This is a genomic window from Vibrio sinaloensis, from assembly GCF_023195835.1.
GTDB classification, from domain to species: Bacteria; Pseudomonadota; Gammaproteobacteria; order Enterobacterales; family Vibrionaceae; genus Vibrio; species Vibrio sinaloensis_C.
Map to the genome: position 1 here is coordinate 1,248,875 of NZ_CP096199.1, position 23,314 is coordinate 1,272,188.

Consider the following 23,314-nt stretch of genomic DNA (forward strand, 5'->3'; position numbering starts at 1 on the left):
ACGAGGCAGCGATGCAGATTTGGCTGAAATATAAACCAAGTCGCATATATACAACTTTAGATTGAGCGATTGGTAAATAAGCATGTGTTTTGTGGAATTGTCATCAAAAAATGTTGATTAAACGGCAAATAGCAACTAAATCTTCTTTAGTTAACTCAGTTGCATATCGCTCTGAGTCTCTTGGCTGGGTGACTGCTTGGTTGGCAATGATGAAATCAGTTCAAATAACAACGATAACAACCAAACATCATTCTAATTTGACGTTTAGGCTCGCTTACGTGTGAGGTATAGGATGACTTTAGGCTTTAAATCGAGGATATATATTGGCGTTGGTACGCTCGTCGCTGTGTCACTGATTGTGTTGGGAACCCTGAACATCTTGGCTATGAGAGATAAGATGGTGCAAGGTTTGGTTTCAAAAACAGCCGACAAACTCAGTTTCCACGTAGCGGAACTTGAGCAGATGATGACCTTTAAAATGGATGCAATTGAAAAAGGCGCCGAGAGTTTCAACCTGTCACTGAGCGACAGTGATAATCAGAGGATGGTCTCACTACTGGCCGACAGTGCCTCAATATCTAATGTCATCATGACCTATGAAGATGGCCGGAGCTATATGTCTTTGGACGGGACTAAGTACGATTTTCGTACTCGCGGCTGGTATCAAGAGGCAAAGAACGCGACTTCAGTAACGTTGACCGGTGTCTATCAGGACCAAGTCACCCAAAAGCAGGTGGTAAGTGTGACCATGCCGGTACGACAAAACGGCGAGTTCATTGGCGTGTTATTGGGTGATATTCAATTGGGCGACGTGATTACCTCGGTCAGTAATATGCGTTTTGCTGGTGGCGCTGCGACGTTGACCGATAACAATGCCGTTTTTTTCGCTAGCGACGATCCTAACGATATCGGCAAAACGCCTTCACAAATTAGTTCAAACTTCGCTGAGATGGAGCGACTGTTTTTTGCAGAGCAATCAGGCCACCTCACATTTCCATACTTGGGTATTCAATTTGATGGTTACTTTGAAAGAGTCAATCTGACCCCCGATATGTATTGGACTTTGATGGTGTTCGTCGATCAAGCATCGGCTCTAACCGATGTCTACTCTGCTATGTATGAGTCTGTTGCGACGGGAGGCATCTTGCTCTTAGTTAGCTGCGCAGCAATTTTTGCGATATTGCACTATGCGTACCGACCTCTTCTGAGATTGAAGTCTGCGGTACTTGACCTGTCTCAGGGCAATGGTGATCTCACTCAACGTTTACAGGTTGAAGGACAAGATGATCTCGCTGAGATAAGTAGCGGGTTCAACCAATTTGTCTCCAATCTTCAACAGATGATGTTACAGATCTCGCAAGCTAGCCAAAACATTTCAGTCAGCGTCAAGCAGCTTGGTGCTAACGCTCGCGAGAACGAAAATATGTTGATGACACACTCTAGCGAGACAGAGCAGGTGGTAACCGCTATTACTGAGATGAGTGAGAGCGCACGAACCGTCGCTGAGAACGTCAATCAATCCAATCGAATTACCGACGCTGCGAGCAAAGAAGCTGAGTCTTCTTTGGCGATTGTGAACAATGCAGTGAGTACGGTCAGCGCGCTGGTCACCGAAGTTGAAGATATGTCGAATAGTATTTTGCGCATGAATCAAGACGCGAACAAAATTAGCAATGTGCTTAATGTCATTGGTGAGATTTCAGAGCAAACCAATCTACTCGCCCTCAATGCGGCGATAGAGGCAGCGCGCGCTGGTGAGCAAGGGCGTGGTTTTGCGGTTGTTGCTGACGAAGTGCGTGCTTTGGCTGGACGTACGCAAAATAGTACGATGGAAATATCCGATATGCTCAGCCAGTTGCTTGGCGGAACCGAGGGTGTAGTTAAAGCGATGGACTCAACGAAGAGGCAGTGCCAAGAAACCGCAGAAAAAACCGCTGAAGTGTCGGAGAGCCTGACATTGATGAGTGGTTCGGTTAAAGAAATCGATGACGTTAGTACCCAAATCGCGGCCGCCACGGAGGAGCAAAGCACCGTCGCAGAAGAACTAAGCCGCAATATGCTGTCGATTAGAGATATCGTCGAATCACTTGTGACTAGTGGTCAGCAAACTGTTCAGGCAACGGAGCTGCTGAGTGAAACTAATGACGACCTTAAACGCCAAGTGGCGAACTTCAAACTGAGTTAACGAAACACAGTAATGATCAGGGCCGGCTCAGCAAAAACAATCGCTAAGTCGGCCCTTAATTGTTTTCGATAGCTTCATCTGTAAGCTTAGGGCAAGCTTCGACTTTGATTGCCTTTACTAAAGCTGCTTGTTCAGCCAGGTGATGATGGCTTGGTTGGTTTGTTTGGGGCACTCCTGCTGCAGCCAATGGCCACCTTTGATGCTGGTCACCTCCACATTGGGGACATATTGCTTCAGAGTGGGGGATTGAGGAATGACATCTAACTCACCATAAATCATCAACGCAGGTTGGCGCACTATTGGGTCAATATCGGCAAGTAAATGCCAATTTCTGTCGAGGTTACGATACCAATTAATGCTTGCTGTGAAGCCAGACGCTTCAAAAGCGCGAGTAAATACTGACAGCTCCTGCTCTGACATTAAGGGTTGCCCCTGTGGGTTTTCAGCCAAAGCGAGATTGATCATCTCCATCCCATCTCCTGGAGCGACTGGTGGCAAATTCGTGCGATACAAATTATGCAAAAAACGCTGTGTGTTCGCTTCTAATACGCTATCTGCTACGCCAGGTTGTCGATTAAAGTGAACGAAGTAGTAGTCTTTGCCAAGCACCATTTCCATCCATTCAATCCATGGTGTGTCTCCGCGCTCCTGATAGGGCAAATTGAGATTGACGATGTGACTCACTCTTTGGGGATGGATTAAAGCCAACCACCATATCAACATCGCGCCCCAGTCATGGCCAATGAAAGTTGCCTTATCATATCCGTAGTAGTCCAGCAGACCGACAAGATCGCCACACAAGTGTTCGACATCATAGTCTTCGATGCTATCTGGGCAAGAAGAGTTACCATAGCCTCGTTGGTTGGGAACGATTACGTGGTAACCCTCTTCAACGAGAGCGGGAATCTGATAGCGCCAGCAATATGCGTGCTCCGGCCAGCCATGACATAGAACAATCGGCTGCCCTTTGTTTTGTTCTCCTGCTTCAAAGACTTCGAGTGTCACCTTGTTTACCACAATCTGTTTAGATTGAGGAAAATGATTGGATTGATGCATTGCCCAACTCCTGAGTTTAAAAGTACCAATATTTCGACGCTGCACAGTGCTCATCCCTGGTATTGAAAAAGAGCATAGAAGGAAGCTGACAACGTTTGGGCATTTATATAGTCTAATGGTGACAAAACATGACACCTTTAATGGCTAACCTGACACAATGAATATTCGACAAAGGCAAGAAGCCCTGATGCGTAGCTTACGTCGTGGCGGCACGACAACCGCTACGGCTTTAGCGGAAGAGCTTGGAGTATCAAAGCGCACGATACTAAGAGACTTAAGTTCACTACGCGACCAAGGCGTTGTGATTGAGTCAGAGCCGGGGCGTGGAGGTGGTTTGCAGCTCGACCTTCGTTCACTACAAACGACCATCACGCTCTCGGTGGCAGAAGTGTTTGCTCTGCTTATCAGCGTGACCTCGATGTATGCAACAGGGGGACTTCCGTTTAGTGGTGTAGCAGACCGAGCATTAGAAAAAATAGAACAGGCACTGCCTCAAGAAAAGTTACATGATTTGCGAAGGTTACTCGAATGTCTTTATGTCGGGGAGTTAGCGAAACAGGTAGATGTTTCAAATATTGGTCAGATGCATCCTGACTTGCTGCCTGTCTTTGAGCACGCTTTTCTCAAGCAAAACTGTATACGTTTTGAGTATTGTGATGTGAAAGGAAATATCACTCAGCGTCAGGTCGAGCCGCAAGCGATGCTGATTCTACCACCGCTATGGTATTTGGTTGCTTGGGACCCCGCGCGCAGAGACTTCCGTCATTTCAGAATGGATAGAATCAAGGTTCCCGAAGTCGTAGAAAGTGAGACGTTTCTGCGTAAACCTATCCCATTCGACTCCCACGTTTCCCCAGCAAGGAATATGGTACGTTGACCTTGATCTTGTACTTGTAAACTGAGTAACTTTCTATTTCTCGGCGCTGGTTAGCTTTCGCAAAAAGTAAGATAGGGTAAGCGAGAGTGTTACCCCGATCTTGCTTACAGGTAGCGTAAGTTACGAATGAAACAGTGCTAACTTTGAGTGATAGGCAAAGCGCTTACTGAGTGTTGTGGTTTCGCAGGCTTTACGATCAGCCCAATACCAATCAGGAACAGTGCACAGGCTACGACTTGAGCAACGCTGAGAACTTCGTCATACATAAGGTAGCCCGAGATCAGCGCAAACACAGGAACAAGCAACGTCAGTGGTGCGGTTGTGCTTAGCGGGTAGCGGATCAACAGTCGGTTCCACACCCAGTAGCCAAATAGTGTGGTTGGGTAAGCTTGAAAGAGAACGGCGACGGTTGTACTGCTATCCCAAACGTCAAATGCATGGGTGACGATGCCCGGGCCATGCAGACTGACCGCAAACAGTACCAGTGGAACTGGCGCAAACAGCATTCCCCAAACATTAAAGGCAAACGCTTGTGTGGTTTTGGACGCTTTCACTATCATGCCCATGATCGTCCAACACGATGCCGCTATCATAATAAAGGCTAGGCCTTTAGCGGTAATGTTGCCATTGGTAGCGAAAACCAAAATCAGTAGCGCCGTCATAGCGATCATAGCCCCGGTAATCTTACGTTTGGATGCTATCTCTTTGTGGATGAAAACACCGACCGCCATGCTGATTAGGGCATTGGATGAAAGCAAAACCGATGACATACCCGAAGAGAGACCAGCGGTAATTGACCAGGACGCCATGCCCCAGATGCCTACGCCAAACACGATGCCGTAGCTAATGAGGTAGCGCCAAGCCACTAGCGGTCTGCGAATAAAGAAGATCGCTGGTAAAACAGCGAGTGAGAACCTTGCTGCCGTTGCCAAGAGTGGGTGAACTTCGGTGATGCCCATTTTGATCATCGAGAAGTTGAACCCCCAAATAGCCATCACAAACACCGCTAAAAATAAATCGTTTCGTATCATAATTGTACTCCCTTACTGTTGAAAAGTAGTATTGACCGAGTACAGTTGTCGGTACAGATACAATTTTTCAATTAAAAAGAAGTACAGTTTCTTGTTATGAGCATTTACAGAGCGATGGCAAGTCAGTTTATTCGTGAAATCGAGTCGGGCAAACTGCCACAAGGTAGCCGTATGCCCTCACTCAGGCAGCTTTCAAAACAGCAGTCTGTGAGTATGTCGACGGCCGTCAGTTGCTATCAAGAGTTGGAATCACAAGGGTGGATTCATGCTCGTCCTCAAGCTGGGTATTACGTGTCGGCTCGTCAAAGCCAGCATCGAAAACCGCAAATCGTGCAGTTTGTTAGCAAGGTTTCGAGCGTTGACCAGAACTATGCCGTTCTCTCTGATTACCATGGGCCGCTTGGCGTCTCTAGCACCGATATTGATCAACAAGCGTTAACAGAGCTCGAGCGCAGCTTTCGCCGAGCAAGTAAGCGCTTAGGCAATAGCCGACTCAACCAATATCCCAATACTCAAGGTGAGCCTTCATTACGAGACGCGCTGAGTGTCCATTTTGCCAAGCTTGGTCTGCACATTAACCCAGCAGAGTTGGTCATCACTTCTGGTTGTATGCCGGCAATTAAGTCTGCGCTGGAGTCGTGCACTCAAGTGGGGGATGCGATAGCGATCAGCTCACCATGTTTCAGCGGTATTTTGGATTTACTGGGAAAAATGGGCCGGAAGATTATTGAGATCCCTTCATTGGAAGATGGCATCGACTTGGCTCAGCTCGAAATGCACCTCAGACAAGGTAGTGTCAAAGCAGGGATCTTTTGTACCTCTCACATGAATCCTCAAGGTATCACCATGTCAGCCCAGCAAAAACAGACGTTGGCTGAGCTCGCTAATCACTACCAAGTGCCGATTATCGAAGATGACGTTTATTTAGAGCTTTCTTACTCCGAGCACACCCCCTTGCCGGCTAAGTATTATGACCAAGGCGGCTACATCTTGTGGTGTGGGTCAGTGTCAAAAAGCCTATCGCCCAGCTACCGTTTAGGCTGGTGTTTGCCTGGTTGCTATATCGAGCGTTATCGACAGCAACATACCGCGTCAAACTTTGGTGTGTCGCTGCCTACACAGCTCGGCATTGCAGACTTTATTGAGTCAGGGCATTACGCTAAACAGTTAAAACGTCGTCGCGCCAAACTGCTTAATTTGAGGCAGGCTTATCTTGGTTTTCTTACTGAGCGTTTGCCTGAGAAGGTCAACATCAGTAATCCTCAAGGAGGAATGGTACTTTGGTTACAAGTCCCTAATCTAGACACAGAAAAGTTCGAATCTTTGGTGACAGAGAATCAGATTGATATTCGCTTGGGAAGGTTGTTCAGCACGCTATCGCTATACAATGATTGCCTAAGAATCAATATGGGCTTTGAGCTAACCCCAGAGGTCAACGCAGAGCTCGTAAAGTTGGTCGAGGCGATCAAGCAAGCGAGTTGACCGAATGAAGAACTAAGTTTCAGTAAGTTGAAGAGAATTGAGAGTGTTTTTGAGGGCTCAAAAACGGTGAAACCTAAGGTTAGTAATGAGCATTAGTTCGAACTGCTCAAGTGGTATCAATGCGTTCAAGGATACATTTGAACATAAACGTGTTACGTCAAGAGCTTGTAAGACAAATCAGTCACACAAGCTTGGGTCTAATACATATGTTCGGCTTAAGGATTTTAGTGTGAGTTCTCGCTGAGATATACATTCGATGTAGTTATATTGGTCTATTTTTTTTCTGATGCTGTTATCCAACCATATAGCAGAAACAACACTGCTCATCACCACTATCGCTACAGTATATAGCCCTGCTTTCGTTGAAAATGGTATTTTTATTAATAGCTCCGTTGATGGGTGGAGCATAGCTAAGGGAATGATCGTTATAACCCCAAATATTAGAAAGCCGACAAAAGAAGCGATATTGTTCAATAACCCTGCAATTCTTACTTTGGGAACTGTACCAATTAAATTGTTAATACCGACTAACTCATTAATTGAGCTGTAACTCAACCAAACCATAAAAACCATTACAGGCCAACTAAGCATTACTTTTAGCCAATGTTTTCTCTTTAACTTTCGATTAAATTCGATACTAGAAACCATCAATCGTTTTCTCGATTTGCTTTTTCATGGGGTCAGTGAACTTAAATTCATCATCTAGTCTGGATATTTCCTGTCCAACTATAAACGCACTAACAGCGAAGACTCCGAGTGTTAAGGCTGTTGGCGACCCAGTAAATAATTCTGTGTAACTGTCGGGGTTACATGTATTCAGTGAGTCGGTCTTCGAACATAATCATAAAGCGGTTTAGAGCTTGTCGCCAGTTTCTAATCGGCATCGTCCACTTTTTGGAAGCATCTCGGATAGCTAGATAGATAACCTTTCGAGCTGACTCATCCGTTGGGAAGAGCTTGCGCTTCTTAATCGCTTTTCTAATAACGCTGTTGAGAGATTCAATGGCGTTAGTCGTGTAAATGGCTCGGCGAATATCCTCTGGGTAGTTAAATAGGGTGTTGAGGTTGTCCCAATGCGCCGTCCAAGAGCGGCTGATTTGAGGATACTTACTATCCCATCGGTCAGAGAGCTGCTCTAGAGCCAACAGAGCCTCATCTTCTGTGGCTGATTGGTAGATTTTCTTCAGGTCAGTCGTCACCGCTTTGTAGTCTTTCCAAGGGACGTATTTGACCGAGTTTCGCACCATGTGGACGATACAGAGCTGTATTTGCGTCTCTGGGAACGCAGTGTTAATGGCGTCAGGAAAGCCTTTTAGCCCGTCAACGCAAGCGATAAGGATATCTTTTACCCCTCGGTTTTGAAGCTCCGTCAGCACGTTAAGCCAGAATTTGGCACCTTCCGTTTCAGAGAGCCACATACCGAGCAGTTCTTTTTGGCCTTCCATGTTGACGCCTAACGCAAGATAGACCGCCTTGTTGATGACGTGCTTGTCTTGACGCACCTTAACCACAATGCAGTCTAGATAGACGATAGGATAAACCTCGTCGAAGGTCGCGATTGCCATTCAATCACTTGCTCCAGCACCGAATCGGTGACTTTTGATATCAGCGTTGGTGAGACGTCTGCGTCATACATTTCCTTGAACGTTGCGACGATTTCACGTGTGGTCATGCCTTTCGCGTACAAGCTCAATATCTTGTCGTCCATGGATTGGAATCGAGTTTGGTGCTTGCGGACGAGTTGAGGTTCAAAGATCGCTTCACGGTCGCGAGGGACGTCGATATCGACTTCTCCATCATCGGTGATGATTGATTTACCCGAGTAGCCATTGCGGGAGTTGGTGCTGGTTCTGGATTGAGGTTTTTGATATCCAAGGTGCTCATCGAGTTCAGCGTTTAACGCCGTTTCAACGGTCACCTTGATTTTCATTTTTCGGAAGTCATCAAGATCAGATTCTGTCTTAATTGACTTTGCTGCTTCACGAGCAAAAGCTTCGAGTGCTTTCTTATCCATATTGTCCATCCTTAGCCTTTAAGGCTTAAGTCTAGACAGTTACACAGAATTCGGGACACTCTCAAGCAAAGCAAAAACCTATTTTAGTGAAACGACACAAACAGCCAAAGTTGTGACTTGCCATGCTTTCTAATTAATCACCTTTGCTATTGATATTAGCCCCTTGATTGGGGCTTTTGTTGTTTGTAAAGCTCTTGTTTTCAGTTAACGATTATTTACTTGTTATTTAAGTGCTTTTGTATGACTTGGTCAATTTCCGCTAATAAAGTTAGCTCTTTTTCATTGCGAGCTAATAGACTGTCCCACATTTTAAGCATGGATGCTTTCGCTACAGGCTTTCCACCTAATTTTCTATCGTAATCAGAAAGTGGAAATAATTGCAGGATGCTAATATCAAAGGCTTTGGCAACAGCACAAAGATCAGAAAAAGTAAATTGACTGTCTGCTTCTCTGTCTAGTTTTGCGTAAACTGAGCTGCGTGGTAAATGCGCGTGGCTTGCCAATTGCCCTCTTGACCACTTTTTATTCGCCATTAAAAACTCTATTCGCTCAATAAGCATGGCACGCAGCTCTCTGTCTGAAAAGCCGAAAAATTCGTATCCTTCACTCTGCAATTCTGGCATGTCTAAACCTTAGATTTTTACGGTTATTGCTGTACAAAATTTAGATTCTTTGCTTCGTATACTAACAATCACTGACACAGAGTCCAATTAATTTAACCAGAATAGAGGAATTGATTATGAACACGTTAACTAAATTATCACTGGCATGCGCTTTATCATTCTCAAGTGTAGCTGCAATTTCTGCACAAGCTCCTGATGAATTACGTCATTTACCTGCTCATGCGCATGAGCTTCGCGGTAATCCTTATGGCGATTTTGCTAGCAGTTGGCAAAATGCTCCCTATAACACTTCTGTTTACCAGCAAGTGAATCGTCTTATTCCTACGGCAACGGTTTGGCGTGGAGATGCTGAAGAGAGTCAATTTGAATATCAAAAACAGGATCTAAGTGAAATTCAATACACTAACGTGAAAGGGGAAAGTGAAACCTTTGCTGAATTATTAGAGCGTACGTTTAGTGACGGGGTGTTGATTCTTAAAGATGGCAAAATAATCACTGAGCATTATTTTAATGGTATGAAGCCACATAATCGCCATCATTTAATGAGTAGCTCTAAGTCATTAACTTCAACCTTGTTTAGCACCTTTATTGATGACGGCAGCGTTAAGTTGGATGAAATGGTCACAACTTATGTTCCTGATGCCAAGAATACGGCTTGGGAAGGAGTAAAGGTTATTGATTTACTCAATATGACTTCAGATGTTCAGTATCGCGAGGAGTTTGATAATCCTGATGCTGAAGTATGGGCACATGAGTCTGCGGTTGGCTGGCGAAATGTAGGCGAAGGTCGCCCTTCGACAAATCGTGAGTTTTTATACTCTATGAATAAAATGGACAGCCCTGATGGGTTATTCCATTACCGCTCGTCTGAGACTGACATGCTTGGACAAATTATGGAAAACGTATCAGGTATTGGTACTGCTGAATTATTTAGCCGTCGCATTTGGTCAAAGTTAGGTGCGGAAGAAGACGCGCAATGTTTAGTTGACCGCGAGGGGGCTTGTGTTGTGATGGGAGGTTTTGGCACTACCTTACGTGATTTAGGTCGCTGGGGACAAATGATTGCCAATAATGGTTACTTTAATGGTCAGCAAATTATTAGCAAGGCTTGGGTGGATCGTATTACTCATGGTGACGCGGATAAATTCAAGCACTATAAAGGTATGTTGCCAAAAGGGGCGTATTCAGCACAGTTTTGGGTAACGGATAATGAACGCAACATTACCTCAACATTAGGTTATGGTGGTCAGCAGGTGTATATTGATCGTGATATTAACTTAGTGATTGTTCGTTTATCTTCATGGGATAAGCCTGATTACAGTTATGCAACAGATAGTTACAAGGCTATGGAAGCAATCTCTAACCATTTCAGAGATGCTAGCAAGTAACCCATTGTACTGTTAGGCATCCTTAGGATGCCTTTTATAACTCTACAAACTGCTCTACAAACTGCTCTACAAACCATAATCCCGCAGGGCCTAAAGAGGGTGACCAAGCGAGCTCTATCGGCCAGCTGGTTTGTTCATCTTCAAAATCAACTTGCAGTTGTTTTACTTCTTTATTCGCGATTGGTAGTGCCAATAACTGTTCCGGGAAATAAGCAAAACCGATACCTGATAATAATGTAAACCAATAGGGTCAGGTCTTGTCTTTTGCTTTTTGGTGGCAGTTTTTCTATCAGGTTTAGCTAATTGTCATACCTGAAATTATTAGTCATTTGCTAATGTTTGATTTTCCAAAACTCATTTCTGTCCAGAAATGATTTAGAGTCTCAACTTCAACTTAAAAAGTAAGCAGCTACGAATAAGTTCTCTAGTCGTGGCTGAAATCTTCCATTGCTTCGTCAAAGTCTATCTCTGTATCAACCAGTTCCGCCAACTCATCTGCATGTGCTGTATGAGCATTTAATCCTTCGAGTAGCTCTTGCTCGGAAAAAGTCTTTTTATCCATTTCTGTAGCCCTCACTAGTAAGCGATTTGATAGAAAGTATATCACTGATGTGGGAATTACTCGGAAACCGTTTAGAGGCTCTTTGAGGTATTTTCAGATATGTTCTAGAGTAAAGAATAAAGTAGGGGAAGCAGGGCAGTGATTTGAGTCGTGGTGAAAATGGGTCTAAGATAGTTGAGAGAGAAACTATTGTATAAGTCCACTATTCGTCCACACTTAATCCACCCAAAAATGATGTGGTTATAGAGGGGTTGAGTAAAGTGACTAAGTTTCAGTAAGTTGAAGAGAATTGAGAGCGTTTTTGAGGGCTCAAAAACGGTGAAACCCCGATGTTGGTAGCATCGGGGTTTCGAATTTTTAGATGTCTCGGTTGGTAAGGCCGATTATCTTATATGCAAAAGGCTGGATTTAATCCAACTAATTCCTTGGTAGGGAATTAGATGCGGATGAAGTCCATGTGCTCAACTTTTGGCTTGAACGCGTGACGTTGAACGTCTTGTGGCTTAACCTTAACTTCAGCGCCGTCAATCACTAGAGTGATTGCTTCGTAGAATTCTGGCTTGTCCATTTGGTTCATAACTTCATCGTGGTTAAGAACGATTGCAACTGCTGCTTCTTCACCGCCGTATACAACTGCAGGGAATTTACCAGCGTGACGTAGGCGGCGGCTCGCACCTTTACCTAGTTCAGTACGTACTACTGCTTCAAATTTCATAGTATGACTCTCTAAAAAGAAATTGAGTTTATACATCCGCAATGCGACCTTGCGGATATCAAGCGCTTAGAAGAAATTGGTAGTAACTCCATAAGCGAGCGCGGATACTATCATTGTATCCCTTTTGTCGCAACTCAAAATCCAGCAATAGCGTGTTTTGACGTCAAATATAATCAACGGTTTGAGCCTAATTTGCCTGCTAGCAGCCTATTGTTCAATCCAAAAAACTTGCCTGCGAGTAAAATGCTGCCTACGGATAGGCAAAAGCTTGCTTGATAAGTGGCTGAGAAACGCTGTAAGTCGCGGTTATCGGCCGTTTTCTGATTGGCGCTATCTTTGCAGTGTCGCGTAGATTGATTGAACAGTCTCTCCTTCGTGAGTAAGTAAAGGACGCATTATGGCAACGCTGCATTACCAGATAAAAATTGATGGACTAGATGACAACTCACTCGTGGTTCGGCAATTTACTGGTACTGAGTCTATTTCCTCATCTCAGTTAGTGTCAGACGCTGAATGCATTGGCTATCGATACAAGATTGATCTCGCGAGTAGAAGAAGCAATCTGCACCAAGACGAGATTGTTGATAAAAAAGTACAGTTAGAACTCTATAAAGACAATGCGCTGCAACGCGTGATTCATGGCATTGTTCGTCAGTTTACTAAAGGGGACACTGGCCATCATCACACCTTTTATTCTGTGGTGTTAGTGCCGGAGTTAGAACGACTTTCACTGCGTCACAACAGTCGAATCTTCCAATTTCAGACCGTTCCCGACATCGTGTCAATTCTGCTTCAGGAGATGGGTATCTCTGATTACGCTTTCGCACTGAAGCATGACTATGTCGAGAGAGAGTACTGTGTCCAGTATCGAGAAAGTGACCTCGAGTTTATTCATCGTTTACTCGCTGAAGAGGGAATGAGTTACTACTTCTTGCACGAAAGTGGCAAACACACTGCTGTGTTTTGTGATTCCTCCGAAGCCTTGCTCGAATTTGAATCCCCGATTCTGTACAACTCGACTTCTGGTGGTAGCGAGGTGTATCAGCATGTTTCTAGTCTGGTTGAAACCAAAAAGACTCAAGTTAGCCGAGTGACAATGGGTGACTACAGCTTTAAGAAACCAGACTATCGTTTTTTGCAGCAAAGCCAGGCCAGTGGTATTGATTATCAAGATACCGAACTTTATGAGCATTTCGAGTTTCCCGGGCGCTACAAACAAGATTCAATCGGATTGGCGTTTAGTCGCGCACGGTTGGAGCATCTGCGCAATATGTCACACACGGGCTGGGCAAAAAGTAACCATCTGCAAATGCAGGCGGGAAGCAAGTTTCAATTAGAAGACGATATAGAGAACTTTTCTACGCGGTATTGGCAGGTGGTCAACATGTCTGTGTTTGGTACTCAACCTCAGGCTTTGCAAGAAGAAGGGGGAGAGGGTTCCACAACTTACAGTAACGCTTTGGTGCTTATTCCTGCCAATCTCACTTGGCAGGCGGAGCCTAAGTCCAAACCCAAGGTAGATGGGGCGTCAGTGGCTATGGTAGTCGGGCCAGAAGCTGAAGAGATCTACTGTGATGAACATGGTCGAGTGAAAGTCCATTTTCCATGGGATCGCTACTCAAACGGAGATGAACAAAGTTCTTGTTGGGTTAGGGTGTCTCAAGGCTGGGCCGGCTCCCAGTATGGGATGTTAGCACTGCCTAGAGTGGGGCAAGAAGTGATTGTGTCGTTTCTAGAGGGTGACCCTGATCAGCCGATCATTACTGGTCGTACTTACAACGCCGCTAATGTGCCGCCTTACGAGCTGCCAGAACACAAGAGCAAAACGGTATTTAGAACCGAGTCACATCAAGGTAGCGGATTTAACGAACTCAGTTTTGAAGATCAAGCAGGCAATGAGCAGGTTTATATTCACGCGCAAAAAGACCTAGAGACTAAAGTTCTCAATGATGCGATCACACACGTTAAGCAAGATGATCATATTCAGATTAATAATGACCAGTTTCAGTCAATCACCAATAACCAACACAGTGTGACTCAATCCGAATCTAGAATATCGGTTAAGGGTACCTATTCTGACATTACGCAGCGAAGCTTAGAGCAGAAAATCGCCACCGTATTGGTCGCCCAAGCCGGAAGAGAAATATCACTGAGTAGCGGCGCCAAAGTAGTGGTGGAAGCTGGCGCAGAAATTACCCTTAAAGCTGGAGGAAGTTTCGTTAAAGTGGATGGCGGAGGCGTACACATCGTTGGTCCTGCCATCAACTTAAATGCGGGCGGTAGTGCCGGTTCGGGCAGTGCTTACGCTGGAGTTGCCCCGACGTTACCGAATCAAGTCGAAGCACCTCAAGCCCCCAATGTGTCGAAAGCAGTCAGCTATCAAGCGCTTCTAAAAGCAGAGCAGTCGAGTGTGCCCGCCGTTAAGCCTTGTCCGTTATCAGGAGAGGCGTAATGCTAAAAAATTGGTTAATGACCAGCGAAAACAGCTACTGGCTAGTCAGTAGCAACACGCATTTAGACGCAGTCAAAGAACATGGTTTTGGTTTTGAGGATTCAGTACCTCTCTTTGCTGGTGCATTGTTCTCCGAAGTGAAAGATCTATCACCCTGGGTTATCCCGGTTTCTGAAGCAGTGTTATCGCTCCAAGAAGAGATAATAAACCGAGGGATCGGTCTTTGTAGCTGCGAGAGTATTGAAGCGGTATTGGCGCATCTGCGCAGTTTACTGACCGCCTCTTTAGAAGGCGAAGAAGTCATGTTCCGCTTCTATGACCCTAACGTTGTGCTGCCTATGCTAAAAACGATGGATGAGGGAGAAAGATCTAGCTTTCTAGGTAACATAACAGCAATGGCCTTTGCCAACGATGAGTTGGCCGTCTTTTCCAATACACCAAAACCAGAATTCCAACCCAACGCCGACGTGTGGTGGAAAATTCAACCGCATCACCTCGCTGAGCTTTATAGCCTCGGTGCTCACGCATATGCGATTGAGCGTCGGTGGTGGGAGCTGTTTCCCGAGTTAATGGAAAAATTGGACAATCCAACGGCGTCCATTTCTGAGGCGTTACAAAAAGCCATAGATGCAGGGTACCAACAACAAGATGAGTATTACGTTATGGTTGCTGTCGCCCAACAAACAGGGATACACATTTCAGAATTCTCGATCCCGTTTCGTCTGACTTTTGAAGAGTTAAAAATGTTACAAGCTATCAAGGAGAGTGGTGTATGAGCAGCGCCACCGGAGCGAGCCCATATTGTATACCGTGTGAGAAAAAGTCACATTGGATTGAGATAGTCGTGAGGGATGAATTCAATCAACCTTTTCAAAACGTAAGTGGTGTTCTCATCGATGGGGCGAGCAATGAGTACCCAATCACCCTGGGTGAAGCCCCAATTTTACTCGAACAAATCTGTCCTGGCGAAGTGACCCTTAAACTCGATAGTGAGCCTTGGCTGAGAGAATCACAAGGTCAGGATCGCAAGCCGAACACTGAAGGTAACCCCACAAAAGACTATGCAGACAATTATCAAGGCAATAAAAATTCAACTCCTAATTTCTATGAGGTAACAGCAGGTGACTTAACGGAGTTAACTGAAGACCAAACGTTGCCGACGCGTCATCAAAAAGGGAAAGCTGACGCGTTAAAGCTCGTTGCAGATAAGAGCTATGTACTAAAAGTAAGAGGTTTCAACTTTATTACGCTGCGTGTGGGGATGTTTTTTGATGGCACAGGAAACAATACCTACAGTGCTCAGTGGGGCAAACAGCAGCTAGATAAGTATTATACCAAGTGGCGTCAAATATTTGATGCGAATTGTGAAGTAATATCGCGGCGAACTGGTTATAAAAGGGATGAAATACCGATCACTGAGCTATCGATAGATTGCTTTGCTTATCCGGAAGAAGAGAGTTTTTTTAGTAAAGTTTTCTCTAGCCAAAAAGATGACTTGGAAACGCTAGAAGGAAGTGCGGCAAATGAGTTTACCAACATTCAGAAGCTTTTCGACCGTTACGCCCAGGATGTGTATTTTGAAAATCAAAATACTTATGCCATTTCTGAATATATTACGGGAATTGGAACAGGAAACGAAGTTGATATCAAACCGGCAGATGAATCTGTTTTTGGCATGGGTACAGGAATCGGTGACTACGGTGTTGTGCAAAAGGTCAACAATGGTGTTGAGAAAATAATTAAGAACATCGCCCACTTGAAGAGGGTGTTTGATACTGAACTGCCAGCTAGAGTCGACGGGATTGGAAAACTGAAATTTGATGTGTTCGGGTTCAGCCGAGGTGCAGCGGCAGCGAGGCATTTCATAAATGTTGCAACTGAGGGTAGCAGCGGCAGTTTTGCAAAGCTCTTTTCTGAAGAGTGCCAAAAGAAGAAGCTGGGACTACCAGCAAGTTTTGATTGGGATGTTGAAGATGAGGAAGAATCAAGCTGTGAAATTGCGTTTGCTGGCTTGTTTGACACAGTGGCGTCTATCGTGCATTTGATTTCGTTTGATAAAAAAACATTGCTTGATATAGATTTTGACACACACCAAGACCACGGAAACGTCAAACTTTGGTTGGATCCAAATAGAGTTAGGAGAGTTGTGCACCTAACAGCAGATCCGACAGTGGAATGCAGAGATAACTTCAGCCTCAATAGAATTAATGAAGGAAAGAATTTTGTTGAAATAACCTTGCCAGGAGCGCACTCTGACATTGGAGGAGGATATTTCTCTCAAGCGACTTTTCCTCAAGATCGATATATTCTGCCTATATTGGAGAATAAATTAGTGAAAAGCGTGTCTAGGTCTTTTTCTGATCGCTGGGAAAAGAAACGAGCGGTTCAGTATGTATATGATAAGTTGAGAGACTACCAGCTACTAGACCAACGTAGCGGCTGGAGAGAGAGTGACTATGCGCTACCAGAAATCAGCATTAGAAAGCATGGTAGAGACAGTTACAGGGTGGTCGGAAAACTCTATATTAAGAGGAGAGTGGAGGGAGATCTATCACGACTTTACTTACGTTTGATGTACGGATTGGCGGAGTTTCATGGTGTACCTCTAAGTGATGATGACGGCTTTGCGTGGAATGATGATCCTTATCTAATGGTCAGGAAGTTGTGGTCGGAAAAAGGTAGCCCTGAGAGCAATTTCTCTAAACTGAATGAGAAGATACTAAAACTGGCAAAACAAGGAAACTATGATGAAATTGTTAGCTCTCTTTGCACTCTTGAGCGGCGGGATGAGTTCATGAATGCAAATTTATGTCATCATTCATCCAGTGATAATACGGGTATGAATCCTCTTTTTAACGAGACTGAAGGCAAATTTAAAAGAGCAAGTTATGAGTGTACTAAAGATGTGGAATAATTTCTTATTCGGTTTAATGGTTATTTTTTTTGGTATTCATAACGTTGCGTGTGCGTCAATCGAACATAATGAACAGCCGGAATGGAAAGTGAGTGTAACCTTTCCCTCCTTATATCCTGTCAGCGTCACTCAAGCATATGGTGTTAATTACGAAAATGGTTGGACGTCTACTATCCATGGTTTCAGCCAATTTATGAGCAAAAGTCGCCTGGATAATATCAGTAAGAGGTTTAGTGATTATGATGGTTATGGGCTACCCATCCATACACTTACTATGATAAATGGCTCTCAGGTATCGGGCTCAAACGTGTTACCAGACGACCTTTTTCTCTCTTGGACATCTATAACTAACACGCAGTTTTATACAACTAAGTTTTCGGTAGGTGATAAAGTAAAAAAAGCGATGTTACGCAAAAGCAGCTACGTGGGACGTTCTGGAGATACAATCACTTGTTATAAGACGGAGTTTATATTTGGCTTGCTTCCAAATGGACATGCAAAGGTGTGGATTAAAGGCTGCAACAATTTAGTGTTTTTGAAAGAAGTTCCTCCGACTAAAGTCAGTAGTGAGGATGCTTTAGGTTTTGATGCTAACGATTACAAACAACGTTCATACATTTCAAGAATCGAGCAACGAGCTGAACAAGCGGGCGCTACGTTAGACCCCATCCCATGGGACAAGTTAAACAAAGTCTACACTAATTATGTAATTACCGAATTACACTGATTCGCGACAATCTATAACGTTTGGTGCAGACAGTGACACAGAACTTAGGAAATGCTATTTGAGCCCCGCATATTGCGGGGCTCATTGGGTATTGCCTTTGTATGGAATGAATAGCCGCTGGTTGAGGTTATGAGGAAAGCTTAAGGGTTAGAATCGCCTTTAACCCTCCGAGTTTACTTGGCTCTAATGCAAGCTTACCTCGGTAGCTGTGCGCCATTTCACTGACGATATTCAGCCCTAATCCAGAACCTGGTGTGGTTTCATCTAGCCTAACACCACGTTCGATAACGTGAGCGACGCTTTGTTGAGGGATGCCTGGGCCATCATCCTCAATGATGATTTCTATTCCCCCGTCATCGATAGGGATAGAGTGCACACGGATAATGGTAGACGACCATTTGTAGGCATTTTCTAGCAAGTTGCCGACCATTTCATCAAAATCAGTTTGATCGACGGCGACCTCAATCTCCGAGTCGAGTTCGTTGACTAAAGTAATCTGACGCGGAGCGTATACTTTATCGAATGCCATAGAAATTGCGTCAACTCGCTGCGCCACATTGCATCGCACCGAAAGAATGTATTCTGAGCCTGCAATCCGAGCTCGCCCTAAATGATAGTCAATTTGGGTCTGAATTTGTTCGATAGATGGAAGAAGTTGTTGCTGAGTTTTGTTGTCTAGGGTTTTGATTTCGTTGTTCAAAACAGAAAGCGGTGTTTTCAGTGCATGGGATAAGTTCCCCGCGTGGTGGCGAGCACGCTGAAGTAGCTCTTGGTAGTGAAACACCAACGCATTAAGGTCGGACACCACAGGCGCTACTTCTTTGGGATACTCTTGGTCAAGGCGCGTCTTTTCTCCAGCACGCAGCTGAGCTAGCTCTTTGTGCATTTTGCTCAAAGGAATCAAAGACCATTGCACTTGCAGTATGATGACAGCCAATACACCAAAGTAGAGTAGGGCGAGAATCACCCACAACTGGCCCATGATATTATGCACCGTCTCTTTGATAGGTTGATCATCAATACCAATGAGCACCTTTATAGGGCCGTTATAGTCAGGGTAATAGAGATTGGTTTGGACATAAATCAGCCGCTCTTCGCGAGCTCCCACTAAGTGTTTGCCATCTTGCTCAAAGCGGAGGTTTTTATCCCATAATGAGCGCGAACGAAGTAAATCTGATTCGGTTTGTGCTGACCAATATAGACCACTGTATGGGCGACTAAAGCGTGGGTCGGAGAGGCTGCTCGTTAGCGTGACATTACCCGTGTCATCGGCTTCGATTGAAGCGGATATTTCGTCGATATAAAGATTGAGCTGCTTCTTAGTTTCATCGACCATATACTTTTGCACTTGGCTTGGAACGCTAACCCCGACAGCAAAGATCATCGCAGTGAGCCAAACGATGGCCGCCAGCACTAAGCGGCTTTTAATGCTCAGGCGTTTAAGCTTAGGACGCGGCTTATTCGGCATTCAATTGATACCCCAAGCCGCGTACCGTTTTGATCACCTTAGGTGCAATCTTTTTGCGGATTCGACCGATGAACACTTCAATCGTATTAGAATCGCGGTCGAAATCTTGTTTATAAATATGCTCAACTAGTTCGGTTCGAGAGATCACTTTCTCAGGGTTATGCATAAAGTAGGCAACAACTTTATATTCGAGCGCAGTTAGGCTTACGGCTTGACCTTGCCACATCACTTTTGATGTCCGTGTGTCTAGGCTTAAGTTGCCAACCTTAAGCACAGGCGAGGCATTACCTGAAGCGCGGCGAAGCTGAGCGCGAATTCGTGCGCTTAGTTCGACCATTTCGAAAGGTTTGGTTAGGTAATCGTCGGCACCGGCGTTGAGTCCTTCTACGCGTTGCGTTAGGGTATCGCGTGCACTGAGGATAATCACGGGTGTGTTGATGTTTTCATCTCGGATGCCTTTTAGCACTGTCAAACCATCTAATTTCGGCAGGCCTAAATCAAGCACTATGGCGTCCCACTGTTCTGAGGTCGCGCGGTAAAGCGCATCAATACCATCTTGGGACAGTTCAGGCACCCAGCCGGTTTGTTCAAGCGACGCAACGATCTGTTCGCCTAAACGAGGTTCATCTTCAACCACAAGAATTTTCATAAGCCTTAATCTTCTGTATTTTTTAGTGCTTGTCTGATATTTCTGCCTTTGATTTGCAGCATTTCTAGAGTTTGGGCGTTGTACTCAACTTTAATGATATTGTTCTCGTAGTTAAGTTTGATTTCGTACACCCATTCATCATCGTCTTCTTCGAGCTCTACTTGTATGATTCGGCCGTGCAAATCACGCTCGACCACGGCATACATTTCAGAAAAAGGTCTGACGTAACCTCTTTTAACTGCTGCATACACCTCATCTTGGTCTTCATCAAACTCAATTTTAGTACCGGGCTTGTGGACATCTTGAACCAGGGCGTGACCATCATACTCACTGTGTTTTTTAGCAAGCGTAGGCCAAGCCAGCACAGTACACATCACTAAGATAGTGCAATGAACAATCGGACGCATAGACATAATATTACCCTTTTGCCATATCTGAGTTTGAGTATATCGGCTCAAATATGAACACTAAGTGAATTGAGGACAGTTAACCCTTAAGTTCGTCGGCGAAGATTTTGTCGCGCATTTTCCAAAACCTGCCAGACTTTCTGGCGATAACAAATTGAGGAGGACGAAATCGATGTTGATTGTTCACCACCTTGCTCGGCGAAGCGTCATTAAATGGGCGATGTTTGTCAGCTAAGTGAGGGCGAACAAACTGATCTTTGAAGCGTTGCTTTTGATTTTTAGTATTGAGGGACCAAAACTCGCTGACTTGAGCTTGATTTTCACCGATATAAGAAACTTTAAGACTGCTTTTGCCTTTGTCGTCTTTATGGACCGAGAGGTCCATCTCGATACACTCGAAAACCAACGCATCTTTCAGGTTTAACGCCTCCTTAAGCTTTTTGTCAGGGTCTACTAATGTCGCATCGCATTCATGACATATTCGCGCTGCAATGTCATTGTCTGCGCCGCATTCCGAGCAGTATTTGGCGCGGAAACGATAGTCACAGTGTTCTCGCTCGCCGGTTTCTTGGTCTTCGAAAAAGCCCTGACATTTTCGTCCGTAATGCTCAATCAGAAAGCCGTTTGCGTCTAGTTTACCCCAAAAATTGTTGTTGAATCCGCAAGCAGGACAGGGGATGGTAATGATCTCACTGTCTGAATCCGGCTTGGGTTCGCCGACCTCAGGTTGATAAAGATCGTAGCTGTTACCGGCATAATCGAGCACCAAACACTCTTGTTTTCCGGGAGATAAACGTAGACCACGACCAATGATCTGCTGGTAGAGGCTAATCGACTCAGTTGGGCGTAAGATGGCTATTAAGTCTACATGAGGGGCATCAAACCCTGTGGTTAATACTGACACATTAACCAAATACTTTATCTTCTTGTGCTTGAAGTCTTCGATGATGCGATCGCGATCTGGCGTCGGTGTGTCGCCAATCACGATAGCGGCCTCACCTTGTGGAAGCAAACCGTGGATTTCTTGCGCATGCCTGACTGTTGCAGCAAACACCATAACGCCGTGTCTATCCTTACTAAACTCTATAATTTGCTCAACGATTTGCGGCGTGGCTCGCTTGGCTTTGTCGATCACCATGTCCAGTTCCGCCTCTTTATATCGTCCGGTGCTGGCAGGCTTCAGTTGCGAGAAGTCATAACTTAGCACGGGGGCGTCCATCATTCGTGCTGGGGTGAGAAACGCTTCATCGAGTAAATAACGAATCGGCAGTTCAAAAATACAGTCGCGGAAAAATCGGGGTTCCTCACTGCGCACCAAACCACGGGTGTGATATTGATATATCCAGCCCATCCCCAATCGATAAGGGGTGGCGGTTAAGCCAAGAACTTTGATGCCCGGGTTTTGCTCGGTGAGGTGCCGGATTACTTTTTGATAGCTGGTGTCTTTGTTATCGGGGACGCGGTGACACTCATCTATCACCAATAATGAGAACTGATTCTTGAACTGGTCGAGATTGCGCACGACCGATTGGACCGACGCAAAGACCACTTGTTGGTCGGTTTCTTTTCTCCCTAGACCTGCGGAAAAAATCGCGCCTTTCAAACCATAGCCTTCATATTTGGCATGGTTTTGCTCAACCAGCTCTTTAACATGTGCGAGCACAAGGACACGACCTTTGGCGAGCCGCGCAAGCTCTGCAATCACTAGACTTTTTCCCGCGCCGGTAGGCAGTACGATCACTGCAGGTGAGGTATGCTGGCGAAAATAGTGGATCACGGCTTTGACGGAATCGGCTTGATAGGGGCGAAGTGTATACATAAATTCTGTGAAATAGCTCAACTATTTGGTTCAGTCACACTATAATACCCCAGCAAACAAAGATGAGGTATTCATGCGTTTAGATAAATATCTGTGTGACGCACTTGGTGCGACGCGCAAAGAAGCAACAAAAATCATTAAAAGTGGTGATGTGACGGTGAATGATGTCGTGCAAAAAAGCGGCTCGTTCAAAGTAACAGATGATTGCAGTGTGGAATGGCAAGGTCGAGAGATCATCAAGCCAGGCCCTCGATACATTATGCTGTTCAAACCGGATGGTTTTGTTTGCTCGCATGAAGATGGTTTCAATCAAACAGCATTTATGTTGCTTGATGAAGTAAAAATGGAAGACCTTCATTTTGCAGGCCGACTCGATGTTGATACCACAGGATTGGTGTTGATTACTGATGATGGTCAATGGTCACATCGAATTACGTCCCCTAAACATAAATGTGAAAAGACGTACCGAGTTTGGTTGGCCGATCCGATCAAAGATGAATACATAGCGCAGTTTGAGCAAGGTATTCAACTGCGCAACGAAAAAGATCTGACCTTACCTGCGAAGCTGGAAATCGTAGACCGAGATGAAAATGAGGTCTTGTTGACGATAACCGAAGGCAAATATCATCAAGTCAAACGCATGTTTGCCGCGCTTGGCAATAAGGTGGAGCATCTTCATCGCGAACGTATTGGTGCAATTGAACTGTGTGATTCACTAGAGCCTGGCGAATACCGCTACTTAACTCAGCAAGAAATTGACTCCATTTGGAAATAATTGGCTTACTTGGAAATAGTTTATTTCCAAATGGGAACTAGTCTTTTACTTATAAATGGTTGAGGATAGATCGGTTAACACATGAGCCTTGATTCTTATCGGTCTTTTCATGAAGAGAAGGTCCGGGGCTTAATATTTTCTGTTTGGTTGCAGCACGGACGCTGCATCTA

Annotated in this window: 20 protein-coding genes and 1 pseudogene; 9 read left to right on the forward strand and 12 right to left on the reverse strand. The window is 44.9% G+C overall.

Translation table 11 applies throughout. From position 1 onward, the window contains the following. Nucleotides 1–292 precede the first annotated feature (292 nt). Nucleotides 293–2,185 carry a methyl-accepting chemotaxis protein gene (locus MTO69_RS05820; protein ID WP_248331978.1) on the forward strand — a complete coding sequence of 631 codons (1,893 nt, stop codon included), beginning with the start codon at nt 293–295 and terminating at the stop codon, nt 2,183–2,185. 117 nt (nt 2,186–2,302) lie between these two features. On the opposite strand, the gene MTO69_RS05825 is transcribed toward MTO69_RS05820, so the two are convergent. After that, complete coding sequence (locus tag MTO69_RS05825) at nt 2,303–3,241, reverse strand: alpha/beta fold hydrolase (protein ID WP_248331980.1); 939 nt, start codon at nt 3,239–3,241, stop codon at nt 2,303–2,305. 157 nt (nt 3,242–3,398) lie between these two features. On the opposite strand from MTO69_RS05825, the gene MTO69_RS05830 reads away from it, so the two are divergent. Beyond that, nucleotides 3,399–4,118 carry a helix-turn-helix transcriptional regulator gene (locus MTO69_RS05830; protein WP_248331982.1) on the forward strand — a complete coding sequence of 240 codons (720 nt, stop codon included), beginning with the start codon at nt 3,399–3,401 and terminating at the stop codon, nt 4,116–4,118. A 137-nt stretch (nt 4,119–4,255) separates the two neighbouring features. Here MTO69_RS05830 and MTO69_RS05835 read toward each other — a convergent pair whose 3' ends face one another. Then, nucleotides 4,256–5,149, reverse strand: coding sequence for an EamA family transporter (locus MTO69_RS05835; protein ID WP_248331984.1), 894 nt, complete (start codon nt 5,147–5,149; stop codon nt 4,256–4,258). 96 nt (nt 5,150–5,245) lie between these two features. On the opposite strand from MTO69_RS05835, the gene MTO69_RS05840 reads away from it, so the two are divergent. Beyond that, a complete protein-coding gene (locus tag MTO69_RS05840; RefSeq protein WP_248331986.1) occupies nt 5,246–6,631 on the forward strand; it encodes a PLP-dependent aminotransferase family protein in 1,386 nt (461 codons plus the stop codon). Between the two features lie 177 nt (nt 6,632–6,808). Here MTO69_RS05840 and MTO69_RS05845 read toward each other — a convergent pair whose 3' ends face one another. The 3 genes and pseudogenes from MTO69_RS05845 to MTO69_RS05855 form a co-directional block, all read right to left on the reverse strand. After that, the gene (locus MTO69_RS05845) at nt 6,809–7,279 is read right to left on the reverse strand and encodes a hypothetical protein (protein ID WP_248331988.1); all 471 of its coding nucleotides are present in this window, start codon (nt 7,277–7,279) and stop codon (nt 6,809–6,811) included. Between the two features lie 158 nt (nt 7,280–7,437). Continuing rightward, nucleotides 7,438–8,645, reverse strand: a pseudogene (locus tag MTO69_RS05850) (IS256 family transposase). A 215-nt stretch (nt 8,646–8,860) separates the two neighbouring features. After that, the gene (locus MTO69_RS05855) at nt 8,861–9,268 is read right to left on the reverse strand and encodes an XRE family transcriptional regulator (protein ID WP_248332012.1); all 408 of its coding nucleotides are present in this window, start codon (nt 9,266–9,268) and stop codon (nt 8,861–8,863) included. A 116-nt stretch (nt 9,269–9,384) separates the two neighbouring features. Here MTO69_RS05855 and MTO69_RS05860 point away from each other — a divergent pair, with 116 nt between their 5' ends. Then, nucleotides 9,385–10,656 (forward strand): serine hydrolase domain-containing protein, encoded by a 1,272-nt coding sequence (locus MTO69_RS05860; protein ID WP_248332014.1) that lies wholly within the window; start codon nt 9,385–9,387, stop codon nt 10,654–10,656. 34 nt (nt 10,657–10,690) lie between these two features. Here the strand turns inward: MTO69_RS05860 and MTO69_RS05865 are convergent, their stop codons facing one another. The 3 genes from MTO69_RS05865 to rplY all read right to left on the reverse strand — a co-directional run bounded on the left by MTO69_RS05865 (nt 10,691) and on the right by rplY (nt 11,933). Continuing rightward, nucleotides 10,691–10,849 (reverse strand): hypothetical protein, encoded by a 159-nt coding sequence (locus MTO69_RS05865; protein ID WP_248332024.1) that lies wholly within the window; start codon nt 10,847–10,849, stop codon nt 10,691–10,693. A gap of 231 nt (nt 10,850–11,080) precedes the next feature. Then, entirely contained in the window at nt 11,081–11,218 is a 138-nt protein-coding gene (locus MTO69_RS05870; RefSeq protein WP_248332026.1) for a hypothetical protein, read from the reverse strand. Between the two features lie 436 nt (nt 11,219–11,654). Beyond that, entirely contained in the window at nt 11,655–11,933 is a 279-nt protein-coding gene (gene rplY, locus MTO69_RS05875; RefSeq protein ID WP_176287941.1) for a 50S ribosomal protein L25, read from the reverse strand. Nucleotides 11,934–12,330: 397 nt separating this feature from the next. Here rplY and MTO69_RS05880 point away from each other — a divergent pair, with 397 nt between their 5' ends. From MTO69_RS05880 to MTO69_RS05895, 4 genes are read left to right on the forward strand one after another with little or no spacing between them, the layout of a single operon-like run. Then, entirely contained in the window at nt 12,331–14,385 is a 2,055-nt protein-coding gene (locus MTO69_RS05880) for a type VI secretion system Vgr family protein (protein WP_248332149.1), read from the forward strand. Further along, complete coding sequence (locus MTO69_RS05885) at nt 14,385–15,161, forward strand: DUF4123 domain-containing protein (RefSeq protein WP_248332178.1); 777 nt, start codon at nt 14,385–14,387, stop codon at nt 15,159–15,161. Before MTO69_RS05880 ends, MTO69_RS05885 begins: the two co-directional genes overlap by 1 nt. Then, on the forward strand, nt 15,158–17,299 hold the full coding sequence (locus tag MTO69_RS05890; RefSeq protein WP_248332197.1) for a T6SS phospholipase effector Tle1-like catalytic domain-containing protein: 2,142 nt from the start codon (nt 15,158–15,160) through the stop codon (nt 17,297–17,299). Before MTO69_RS05885 ends, MTO69_RS05890 begins: the two co-directional genes overlap by 4 nt. After that, on the forward strand, nt 17,274–18,026 hold the full coding sequence (locus MTO69_RS05895) for a DUF2931 family protein (RefSeq protein ID WP_248332213.1): 753 nt from the start codon (nt 17,274–17,276) through the stop codon (nt 18,024–18,026). Before MTO69_RS05890 ends, MTO69_RS05895 begins: the two co-directional genes overlap by 26 nt. A 127-nt stretch (nt 18,027–18,153) precedes the next feature. Here the strand turns inward: MTO69_RS05895 and MTO69_RS05900 are convergent, their stop codons facing one another. The 4 genes from MTO69_RS05900 to MTO69_RS05915 form a co-directional block, all read right to left on the reverse strand. Further along, nucleotides 18,154–19,494 carry an ATP-binding protein gene (locus tag MTO69_RS05900; protein ID WP_248332232.1) on the reverse strand — a complete coding sequence of 447 codons (1,341 nt, stop codon included), beginning with the start codon at nt 19,492–19,494 and terminating at the stop codon, nt 18,154–18,156. Then, nucleotides 19,484–20,143 carry a response regulator transcription factor gene (locus tag MTO69_RS05905; RefSeq protein WP_248332264.1) on the reverse strand — a complete coding sequence of 220 codons (660 nt, stop codon included), beginning with the start codon at nt 20,141–20,143 and terminating at the stop codon, nt 19,484–19,486. The genes MTO69_RS05900 and MTO69_RS05905 overlap by 11 nt, the downstream gene beginning before the upstream one ends. Nucleotides 20,144–20,148: 5 nt before the next feature. After that, a complete protein-coding gene (locus MTO69_RS05910) occupies nt 20,149–20,517 on the reverse strand; it encodes a PepSY domain-containing protein (protein ID WP_248334425.1) in 369 nt (122 codons plus the stop codon). A gap of 112 nt (nt 20,518–20,629) precedes the next feature. Continuing rightward, complete coding sequence (locus tag MTO69_RS05915; protein ID WP_248332289.1) at nt 20,630–22,369, reverse strand: DEAD/DEAH box helicase; 1,740 nt, start codon at nt 22,367–22,369, stop codon at nt 20,630–20,632. Between the two features lie 73 nt (nt 22,370–22,442). On the opposite strand from MTO69_RS05915, the gene rsuA reads away from it, so the two are divergent. After that, the gene (gene rsuA / locus MTO69_RS05920) at nt 22,443–23,144 is read left to right on the forward strand and encodes a 16S rRNA pseudouridine(516) synthase RsuA (RefSeq protein WP_248332335.1); all 702 of its coding nucleotides are present in this window, start codon (nt 22,443–22,445) and stop codon (nt 23,142–23,144) included. The last annotated feature ends 170 nt before the right edge of the window (nt 23,145–23,314 follow it).

Bases quoted from the DNA above. Each gene is read 5' to 3' on its own strand.
- MTO69_RS05885 (WP_248332178.1), top strand. From the start codon at position 14,385: ATGCTAAAAAATTGGTTAATGACCAGCGAAAACAGCTACTGGCTAGTC.
- MTO69_RS05845 (WP_248331988.1), bottom strand. From the start codon at position 7,279: ATGGTTTCTAGTATCGAATTTAATCGAAAGTTAAAGAGAAAACATTGG.
- MTO69_RS05870 (WP_248332026.1), bottom strand. From the start codon at position 11,218: ATGGATAAAAAGACTTTTTCCGAGCAAGAGCTACTCGAAGGATTAAAT.
- MTO69_RS05910 (WP_248334425.1), bottom strand. From the start codon at position 20,517: ATGTGTACTGTGCTGGCTTGGCCTACGCTTGCTAAAAAACACAGTGAG.
- MTO69_RS05895 (WP_248332213.1), top strand. From the start codon at position 17,274: ATGAGTGTACTAAAGATGTGGAATAATTTCTTATTCGGTTTAATGGTT.
- MTO69_RS05860 (WP_248332014.1), top strand. From the start codon at position 9,385: ATGAACACGTTAACTAAATTATCACTGGCATGCGCTTTATCATTCTCA.
- MTO69_RS05905 (WP_248332264.1), bottom strand. From the start codon at position 20,143: ATGAAAATTCTTGTGGTTGAAGATGAACCTCGTTTAGGCGAACAGATC.
- MTO69_RS05820 (WP_248331978.1), top strand. From the start codon at position 293: ATGACTTTAGGCTTTAAATCGAGGATATATATTGGCGTTGGTACGCTC.
- MTO69_RS05830 (WP_248331982.1), top strand. From the start codon at position 3,399: ATGAATATTCGACAAAGGCAAGAAGCCCTGATGCGTAGCTTACGTCGT.
- MTO69_RS05915 (WP_248332289.1), bottom strand. From the start codon at position 22,369: ATGTATACACTTCGCCCCTATCAAGCCGATTCCGTCAAAGCCGTGATC.
- rplY (WP_176287941.1), bottom strand. From the start codon at position 11,933: ATGAAATTTGAAGCAGTAGTACGTACTGAACTAGGTAAAGGTGCGAGC.
- MTO69_RS05855 (WP_248332012.1), bottom strand. From the start codon at position 9,268: ATGCCAGAATTGCAGAGTGAAGGATACGAATTTTTCGGCTTTTCAGAC.
- MTO69_RS05900 (WP_248332232.1), bottom strand. From the start codon at position 19,494: ATGCCGAATAAGCCGCGTCCTAAGCTTAAACGCCTGAGCATTAAAAGC.
- MTO69_RS05840 (WP_248331986.1), top strand. From the start codon at position 5,246: ATGAGCATTTACAGAGCGATGGCAAGTCAGTTTATTCGTGAAATCGAG.
- rsuA (WP_248332335.1), top strand. From the start codon at position 22,443: ATGCGTTTAGATAAATATCTGTGTGACGCACTTGGTGCGACGCGCAAA.
- MTO69_RS05825 (WP_248331980.1), bottom strand. From the start codon at position 3,241: ATGCATCAATCCAATCATTTTCCTCAATCTAAACAGATTGTGGTAAAC.
- MTO69_RS05880 (WP_248332149.1), top strand. From the start codon at position 12,331: ATGGCAACGCTGCATTACCAGATAAAAATTGATGGACTAGATGACAAC.
- MTO69_RS05835 (WP_248331984.1), bottom strand. From the start codon at position 5,149: ATGATACGAAACGATTTATTTTTAGCGGTGTTTGTGATGGCTATTTGG.
- MTO69_RS05890 (WP_248332197.1), top strand. From the start codon at position 15,158: ATGAGCAGCGCCACCGGAGCGAGCCCATATTGTATACCGTGTGAGAAA.